This window comes from Streptomyces sp. NPDC044002 (genome assembly GCF_056434525.1).
Genome location: NZ_JBWKEZ010000107.1, coordinates 1 through 7,151, shown reverse-complemented (window position 1 = coordinate 7,151; position 7,151 = coordinate 1). Strand labels below are relative to the sequence as shown.

At 72.1% G+C, this 7,151-nt stretch carries 5 protein-coding genes; 2 read left to right on the top strand and 3 right to left on the bottom strand.

The genetic code is table 11. The annotated features are described in order from the left end of the window. Window positions 1–135 precede the first annotated feature (135 nt). From pucD to AC07A6_RS39455, 3 genes are read right to left on the bottom strand one after another with little or no spacing between them, the layout of a single operon-like run. Window positions 136–2,535, bottom strand: a complete 2,400-nt coding sequence (pucD, locus tag AC07A6_RS39465; RefSeq protein ID WP_362474547.1) for a xanthine dehydrogenase subunit D — start codon at window positions 2,533–2,535, stop codon at window positions 136–138. 2 nt (window positions 2,536–2,537) lie between these two features. Continuing rightward, window positions 2,538–3,137 (bottom strand): (2Fe-2S)-binding protein, encoded by a 600-nt coding sequence (locus AC07A6_RS39460; protein ID WP_007267275.1) that lies wholly within the window; start codon window positions 3,135–3,137, stop codon window positions 2,538–2,540. A gap of 2 nt (window positions 3,138–3,139) precedes the next feature. Then, complete coding sequence (locus tag AC07A6_RS39455) at window positions 3,140–4,033, bottom strand: FAD binding domain-containing protein (RefSeq protein WP_362474551.1); 894 nt, start codon at window positions 4,031–4,033, stop codon at window positions 3,140–3,142. A 253-nt stretch (window positions 4,034–4,286) separates the two neighbouring features. On the opposite strand from AC07A6_RS39455, the gene AC07A6_RS39450 reads away from it, so the two are divergent. Together AC07A6_RS39450 and AC07A6_RS39445 are read left to right on the top strand one after the other, a co-directional pair. Continuing rightward, entirely contained in the window at window positions 4,287–5,963 is a 1,677-nt protein-coding gene (locus AC07A6_RS39450) for a PucR family transcriptional regulator (protein WP_362474554.1), read from the top strand. Window positions 5,964–6,155: 192 nt separating this feature from the next. Next, on the top strand, window positions 6,156–6,911 hold the full coding sequence (locus AC07A6_RS39445) for a hypothetical protein (RefSeq protein ID WP_362474557.1): 756 nt from the start codon (window positions 6,156–6,158) through the stop codon (window positions 6,909–6,911). Window positions 6,912–7,151: the final 240 nt, after the last annotated feature.

Below are 7,151 nucleotides of genomic sequence, written 5' to 3'. Positions count from 1 at the left end.
CAGCCACGTTCATGACGCCGCCTTGCCTACTTTCACTAACCGGTACTCCATTCAAGCTCGCCACGCCCCCCCCCCCCCCCCCCCCCCCCGCCGCCCCCCCCCCCCCCCCCCCCCCCCCCCCCCCACCACTGCGTCCTAGAGGGTCCCGGTAAGGGCTTCCGGACGGATCGGCGTCTTGTTGAGCTCCAGACCGGTCGCCTGCCGGATCGCCGCGAGGACGGCCGGGGTGGACGACAGGGTCGGGGCCTCGCCGAGACCGCGAAGGCCGTACGGCGCGTTCGGGTCGGCCAGCTCCAGGACGTCGACCGGGATGGTCGGGGTGTCCAGGATGGTCGGGATCAGGTAGTCCGTGAAGGAGGGGTTGCGCACCTTCGCGGTCTGCGGGTCCACGATGATCTCTTCCATGACCGCCACGCCGAGACCCTGGGTGGTACCACCCTGGATCTGGCCCACCACGGAGAGCATGTTCAGCGCCTTGCCGACGTCCTGGGCGGTCGCCAGCTCGACGACCTTGACGAGGCCGAGCTCGGTGTCCACCTCGACGACCGCGCGGTGCGCGGCGAAGGTGTACTGGACGTGGCCGTCGCCCTGGCCGGTCTTCAGGTCGAAGGCGACCGTCGGGCGGTGACGGAACTCGAGTTCGAGGTCGATCGCGTCCTCGCCCTCCAGGATGTCCGCCAGGTCCGCGAGCACCTCGCCGCCGTCGGTGACGACCTTGCCGCCCTCCAGGAGCAGCTCGGCGGTCGCCCACGCCGGGTGGTAGGAGCCGTTCTTGCGGCGGCCGATCTCCAGGACCTTCTCGCGGACGGCCTCACAGGTGTTCTTCACCGCGCCACCGGTCATGTACGTCTGCCGGGAGGCGGACGTGGAACCGGCGGAGCCGACCTGCGTGTCGGCCGGGTGGATGGTCACCTGCGTGACGCCCAGCTCGGTACGGGCGATCTGCGCGTGGACGGTGACACCGCCCTGGCCGACCTCCGCCATGGCCGTGTGGACCATCGCGACGGGCTGGCCGTTGATGACCTCCAGGCGCACGCGGGCGGTGGAGTAGTCGTCGAAGCCCTCGGAGAAGCCGACGTTCTTGATGCCGACCGCGTAGCCGACGCCGCGGACGACGCCCTCACCGTGGGTGGTGTTCGAGAGGCCACCGGGCAGCGCGCGGACGTCCGCGCTCTCGCCGGCGGTCTCCCACTGGCGCTCCGGCGGCAGCGGGCGGGCCTTGACCCGGCGCAGCAGCTCGGCGACCGGGGCCGGGGAGTCCACGACCTGGCCGGTGGGCATGATCGTGCCCATCTCCATGGCGTTCAGCTGGCGGAACTCGACCGGGTCCATGCCCAGCTTCGCCGCGAGCTTGTCCATCTGGGCCTCGTACGCGAAGCAGGCCTGGACGGCGCCGAAGCCGCGCATCGCGCCGCAGGGCGGGTTGTTCGTGTAGAGCGCGATCGCCTCGATGTCCACGTCGTCGATGACGTACGGGCCAACCGAGAGGGAGGACGCGTTGCCGACGACGGCCGGGGAGGCCGACGCGTAGGCACCGCCGTCGAGCACGATCTTGCACTTCATGTGCGTGATCTTGCCGTCCTTGGTGGCGCCGTGCTCGTAGTACAGCTTCGCCGGGTGGCGGTGCACGTGGCCGAAGAAGGACTCGAAGCGGTTGTAGACGATCTTGACCGGCTTGTTCGTGGCCAGGGCCAGGAGGCAGGCGTGGATCTGCATCGAGATGTCCTCGCGGCCGCCGAAGGCACCGCCGACGCCCGAGAGCGTCATGCGGACCTTCTCCGGCGGGAGGCCGAGGACCGGGGCGATCTGCTGGAGGTCCGAGTGCAGCCACTGGGTGGCGACGTAGAGGTCGACACCGCCGTCCTCGGAGGGCACGGCGAGACCGGACTCCGGGCCGAGGAAGGCCTGGTCCTGCATGCCGAAGGTGTACTCGCCCTCGACGATCACGTCGGCCCGCTTGCGGGCCTCCTCCACGTTGCCGCGGATGATCGGCTGGCGGTGCACGATGTTCGGGTGCGGGACGTGACCGGAGTGGTGGTCGTCGCGGCCCGGGTGGATCAGCGGCGCGTCGGCGGCGAGGGCGGAGGCCTCGTCCGTGACGAGCGGCAGCTCCTTGTAGTCGATCTTGATCTTGGCGGCCGCGCGGCGGGCGGTCTCCGGGTGGTCGGCGGCCACGAGGGCGACCGGCTCACCGTGGTGACGTACCCGGCCGTTGGCCAGGACGGGGGTGTCCTGGATCTCGAGGCCGTAGTTCTTCATCTCGGCCGGCAGGTCGTCGTACGTCAGGACCGAGTAGACGCCCGGCATGGCCAGGGCCTCGGAGATGTCGATGGAGACGATCTCGGCGTGGGCGACGGTGCTGCGCAGGGTCTGGCCCCACAGCATGTCCTCGTGCCACATGTCCGAGGAGTACGCGAACTCACCGGTGACCTTGAGGGTGCCGTCCGGGCGGAGCGTGGACTCGCCGATGCCGCCCTTGGTGTGGTTCTGGGTGACGTTCTTCGGCGTGCCGACGGTGCGGGTGTCCTGAGCCATGATCAGACCGCCTCTCCCTGACGGGCGGCCGCGAGGCGGACCGCGTCGAGGATCTTCTCGTAGCCCGTGCAGCGGCAGAGGTTGCCGGACAGGGCCTCACGGATGTCCTGGTCGGACGGGTCGGCGTTCTGCTCCAGGAGAGCGTCGGCCTGGACCAGCAGACCCGGGGTGCAGAAACCGCACTGGACCGCGCCGGCGTCGATGAACGCCTGCTGGATGTTGGAGAGCTCGCCGCCCTCACCGGTCTGGGAGTCGGTGCCCTTGGCGGACCACTGCTTGGCCTCGTCCGTGGAGACGCCCTTGCCGCCGCCGCACGCGCCGGTGCCGCAGGCGTGGCCGTGCTCGTCGCGCTGCTTGGCGAAGTCCGCCAGGCCCTCGACGGTCACGACGTCGCGGCCCTCGACCTGACCGGCCGCGACCAGGCAGGAACAGACCGGCACGCCGTCGAGGCGGACGGTGCAGGAACCGCACTCGCCCTGCTCACAGGCGTTCTTGGAGCCGGGCAGGCCCAGGCGCTCACGCAGGACGTAGAGGAGGGACTCGCCCTCCCAGACGTCGTCGGCTTCCTGCGGACGACCGTTGACAGTGAAATTGACGCGCATGGTTACGCAGCCCCTTCAAGCGAGCGGCCGTTGGTGCCGCGGTACTGCTCCCAGGTCCAGACGAGCTGGCGGCGAGCAAGGATGCCGACCGCGTGACGGCGGTACTTCGCCGTGCCGCGGACGTCGTCGATCGGGTTGCACGAGGCGGACGCGAGCTCACCGAACTGCTTGGCGATCGACGGGGTGATGACCTTGCCGTTGTCCCAGAAACCGCCCTCTTCGAGCGCGGCGTTCAGGAACTCCTCGGCGGCCTTCGCCCGGATCGGGGTCGGGGCGGCCGAGGCGATACCCGTACGCACGGTGCGGGTGTCGGGGTGCAGCGCGATGCCGAAGCCGCAGACGGCGATGACCATCGCGTTGCGGGTGCCGACCTTGGAGTACTGCTGCGGGCCCGTGGCGTTCTTGATGTGGATCGTCTTGATGAGCTCGTCGGCGGCGAGCGCGTTGCGCTTCACGCCGGTGTAGAACTCGTCGATCGGGATCAGGCGGGAGCCGCGCACCGACTCGACCTCGACGTGGCAGTCGGCGGCGAGCAGGGCGGGGTGGGAGTCACCGGCGGGCGAGGCGCAACCGAGGTTGCCGCCGACGCCGCCGCGGTTGCGGATCTGCGGGGACGCGACCGTGTGCGAGGCGAGCGCGAGACCCGGCAGCGTCGCGCGCAGGTTCTCCATGATCTGGGTGTACGGGACGGAGGCGCCGAGCTTGGTGACCTCCTCGCCGACCTCCCACTCCCGCAGCAGTTCGATGCGGTTGAGGTCCAGGAGGTATTCCGGACGGCGGTGGTCGAAATTGATCTCGACCATGATGTCGGTGCCACCCGCAATCGGCACAGCTGTGGGGTACTCGGCCTTAGCGGCGAGCGCCTCCTCCCAGCTGGCGGGGCGAAGGAAGTCCATGTGCGGCTCTCTTCTTCTTCATCGTGTCGTTCACTTCAAGCCAGGAGGCCGAAGGCCCTCGACTGGTCGTTCACGTGCTGTTAACGCGGTGTGGAGTCAGTACACAAGCCCGGTGTCCCTCGGGTGCAGTCACCGAAACCATGAAGGAGTTGGCTGGCGGCCTCCTTCGTCTTGTAGATTCGTATGAAAGGCAGGATGCGACGACCTGCCCGATTTCCAACGGCAACATTCGAGACAGATCGGCGGCGACATCATGCGGCTGCGCGCACTGCTGGAAACCGAGGCGCTGGGGCTGCGGCTGCTGGGCGGCGAGGAAGAACTCGACCGGACGGTCCGCGGGGTCATGACGACCGACCTGAGGGATCCCAGCCGATACCTGACCGGGGGAGAACTTGTCCTCACGGGCCTGGCATGGCGAAGAAATTCAGCCGACTCCGAGCCATTCGTACGAATCCTCGCGAGCGCGGGAGTGGCGGGCCTCGCGGCCGGCGAAGCGGAACTGGGCGACATCCCCGATGATCTGGTTTCGGCCTGCGTCCGCAACCGGCTGCCGCTCTTCGCGGTGAACGAGGACGTTGCATTCGCCACCATCACGGAGTACGTGGTGCGGCAGGTCTCCGGAGAGCGCGCCGGCGACCTCGCGGCGGTCGTGGACCGCCACCGGCGCCTGATGACCTCGGGCCCCGCGGGCGGCGGACCCGATGTGGTGCTGGATCTGCTCACCACGGACCTCGATCTGCGGGCCTGGGTGCTCTCCCCCACCGGCCGGCAGATCGCCGGAGCGGGCGAGCCGCTGGCGCCGGGGATCTGCGCGACGCTGGCGAGCGAACACCTCGCGGCGGTCCGGACGGGCCGCAGGGGCCCGCACCGGCTGTCCCTCCAGGGTATTACGTACTCCCTCTTCCCGATCAGGGGACACGGTCGCGGCCCTGGTCAGGCCACGCGCGACGTGCGCGAGAGCGTGCTGTCGGACTGGCTGCTGGCCGTCGAGGCGGACGCGGGCGACTGGCCCGCCGAGCGCCTGGACCTGCTCCAGGGCGTCACCCAGCTCATCGCGGTCGAGCGGGACCGCCGCGACGCGGCCCGCACGGTGCGCCGCCGGCTGGCGCAGGAGGTGCTGGAGCTGGTCCAGACGGGCGCCCCGCCCGCCGAGATCGCCGCCCGTCTGCGGGTGGCGGCCCCGGTGCTGCTGCCCGGACTGGGCGCGGCCCCTCACTGGCAGGTCGTGGTGGCGCGGGTGGACTGGGACGGCGGGGACATCCCCGGCGGCCCGGTGGCCCAGTCGCTGCTGGAGGAGATCCTGGTCGACCCGTCGATGTCCGGACCGGAGCCGTCCGACCGGATCGCGGTGGCCCACGCCGGCGACGAGGCCATCGCGCTGGTGCCGCTGCCCGCGCTCTCCGGCGACGCCGGGGAGGACAAGGGCCCGGACTCCGCGCTGCACGCCGACGCGCTCCTGGCGGCCGTACGGGAGCCGCTGGCGGCCGGTCTGGCCGACGACGGCCGGCTCACCCTCGGCGTCAGCGCGGCCGTGCACTCCGCCGAGGGGCTGCGCGGGGCGCTGGAGGAGGCCCGGCACGCCCGCCGGGTCGCCGCCGCCCGCCCCGGCCGGGTCTGCGCGGCCGGCCACCACGAGCTGGCCTCGCACGTGCTGCTGCTGCCGTTCGTGCCGGACGACGTCCGCCGCGCCTTCACGGCCCGCCTGCTGGACCCGCTGCGCGACTACGACCGCCGGCACCGGGCGGAGCTCATCCCGACCCTGGAGGCGTTCCTGGACTGCGACGGCTCCTGGACCCGTTGCGCGACCCGGCTGCACCTCCACGTCAACACGCTGCGCTACCGGGTCGGGCGAATCGAGCAGCTGACGGCGCGCGACCTTTCGCGCCTGGAGGACAAGCTGGACTTCTTCCTGGCACTGCGCATGAGCTGACCCCCGGGCCCTCCCATCTGCGCACTCCCCTCGGAGGGGCCGGGCAGGGGCGGCTGACGAGCCGTCCGGACTTTGTGAAAGAGTTCACCCGACCCCTTGGCCGAGGCAGCCGATCCGTGCTCTCATTTCGCCCCAGGGCTCAACGACGTGCTGCTTGGTTGCTTCGGGGAGGGCAATGTGGCGGATACCGCCATGTCCGGTGCGGGATCAACGGGGGGCGACGACCCCCTCCAGCGGGCGATATGGCGGCTGCGCTCGCGCGGCTGTTGGACGGACGCGGCGGCCCTGCTGACGCCGCACGCGCACGACGCGGGGGCGGCGGTGCAGCGCACCGCGCTCCTGGTGGAGCGGTGCCTGTTCACCGGCCAGGGCTGGCCGGAGGCGGAGGACGCGCTGCGGGCGGCCGAGGCCGTGGCCCGGGACGACGACGAACGGGGCGCGGCGGCCTGCGAGCGGGGCCAGCTGGCGTACGCGGCGACCGTGCTCGGGGTGCGGGACCGGGCCGACGAGGCCCGCTCGGCGCTGGGCCGCGCGGCCGCGCTGCTGTCCCCGGGGTCGCGGACGCGCCCGCTGCTGGACTTCCGGCGGGGCCTGGTCGCCGAGCACCTGGCGGACGCCCCGCAGGCGGCCCGGCCGGCGTACCACCGCGCGCACGCGGGGGCGGTGACCCACGGGGACACCCTGCTGCTGTCGTTCACCTGGCGGCACCTGGCCGCGCTGGCGCTGCGGGACGGCGAGGTCGCCGAGGCCCGCAAGGGCTTCGCGGAGTCCCTGCGGATCCGGGAGGACCTGGGCTTCCTGGTCGGCACCGCGCCGGCGCTGGCGGCGCTGGCGGAGGTCGAGCCGGAACCGGAGGCCGCCCGGCTCCGCGCGGAGGCCCGCCGCCTGTTCCACCTCCTGGGCGGCATCCCGACCTGGCTGGCGGACCAGCTGGCCCCCGCCGCGTAACCCTGCGGGGCCGGGCCTCCGCGGCCCCGCCCACCCGGGCCGGGCTTGCGGCCCCCGGGCCCCAGCGGCCCCGCCCGCGCGGCCCGGCGAGCGCCGACTGCGGGCTCCCTGCGGGGCCGGTCCCCTACCCGCCCTTCCACCGTTCCTCCCCCAGCTACCGCTGGGAGGTGCCCCCAGGGGGCTCCGCCCCCAGACCCCCGCGCCTCAAACGCCGGCGGGGCTGTACATCGCCCCGCCGGC